Here is a 1,648-nt window from a genome sequence, read left to right as displayed (position 1 = left end):
GAAGAGCCGCGACGGCGCCTACCTGATGCAGAACAACATCGACTCCTCGGCGAGCTTCATCGTCGGCGGGCAGATCCGCGGCGAGCCGCCGCGGCTCTTCCACGTCTACAACGAGGGCAACTTCATCGAGGCCACCGCCGAGACCTGCTACTTCCAGATCGGCGAGACCAAGTACGGCAAGCCGATCATCGACCGCGTCGTCAATCGCCGCACGACGCTCACCGACGCCGTCAAGTGCACGATGGTGTCCTTCGACTCGACGATGCGCTCGAACATCTCGGTCGGGCTGCCGATCGACCTGTGCGTGTACGAGCACGACGCGCTGCGGATCAAGTTCGTGCGGTGCGTCGACGAGGACGACCCGTACTTCCAGATGGTGCACACGCAGTGGGGGGAAGGGCTGCGGCGCGTGTTCGGGCAGCTGCCCGACCCGCAGTGGGCGTGACCCGGGGCAGCCCGCCATGGCGATACGGGTCGCGCTCCACCACCGCACCACCTATCGCTTCGACCGGCGGGTAGGCCTCTCTCCGCACGAGATCCGGCTGCGACCGGCCCCGCACTGCCGCACGCCGGTGCTGGGCTATTCGTTCAACGTCGAGCCGTCCTGCCACTTCCTCAACTGGCAGCAGGATCCCTACGGCAACTGGCTCGCCCGGCTGGTGTTCACCGAGCCGGCCGAGAAGCTCGAGGTGCTGGTCGACCTCACGGCGGACCTCACCGTCATCAATCCCTTCGACTTCTTCGTCGAGCCCTACGCCGAGAAGTACCCGTTCACCTATGCACCGGCACTGGCCAAGGAACTGATCCCGTTTCTCGAGCAGGCGTCGCCGGGGCCGCGGCTTGCCCGCTGGCTCGACGCGTTCCGGGCGACGATCACGCCCGGCGAGAACACGGTGCTGCTGCTCGTGCGCCTGAACCAGCAGCTGCAGCGGGAAACCCGCTATCTCGTGAGGATGGAGCCGGGCGTGCAGACGCCCGAGGAGACGCTGGCGCTTGCGTGCGGCTCGTGCCGCGACAGTGCCTGGCTGCTGGTGCAGATCCTGCGCCACCTCGGCATCGCGGCGCGTTTCGCGTCGGGGTACCTGATCCAGCTCGTCGCGGACGTGAAGCCGCTCGACGGTCCCGCCGGCACGGATCACGACTTCACGGACCTCCACGCCTGGGCGGAAGCCTACATCCCGGGCGCGGGCTGGATCGGCTTCGACCCGACCTCCGGACTCCTCGCGGGCGAAGGACACCTGCCGCTCGCGTGCTCGGCCGATCCCGGCAATGCGGCGCCGGTGATCGGGTTCACCGACGTCTGCGAGACCGAGTTCTCGGTCGACATGCACGTCACCCGCATCCACGAGGATCCGCGGGTCACGAAGCCCTATTCGGAAGCGCAGTGGCGGGCGATCGACGCGCTCGGCGAGGCCGTCGACCGGGAGCTCGACGCGCACGACGTTCGCCTCACGCAGGGCGGGGAGCCCACGTTCGTGTCGGTGGACGACATGGACGGGCCGGAATGGAACACCGCGGCGCTCTCGCCTGCGAAGCGCGCGCTCGCGCAGACGCTGCACCGCCGCCTTGCGTCGAGGTTCGCCCCCGGCGCGCTGCTCCACGACGGGCAGGGCAAGTGGTACCCGGGCGAGCCGCTGCCGCGCTGGGC

1 protein-coding gene and 1 pseudogene are annotated in these 1,648 nt (G+C 68.9%); both read left to right on the top strand.

The features are described 5' to 3' along the window. Nucleotides 1-445 (top strand): annotated as a pseudogene (locus tag WB308_RS00395) (proteasome-type protease); the annotation flags it as partial. 16 nt (nt 446-461) lie between these two features. Continuing rightward, on the top strand, nt 462-1,648 hold a 1,187-nt coding region (locus tag WB308_RS00390), incomplete at its 3' end, for a transglutaminase family protein (protein WP_424187865.1).

This window comes from Sulfuricurvum sp. (assembly GCF_049587615.1).
Classification (GTDB): domain Bacteria; phylum Campylobacterota; class Campylobacteria; order Campylobacterales; family Sulfurimonadaceae; genus Sulfuricurvum.
Note: the sequence above shows the minus strand (reverse complement) of the source record. Positions and strands in the feature narration are given on the sequence as shown.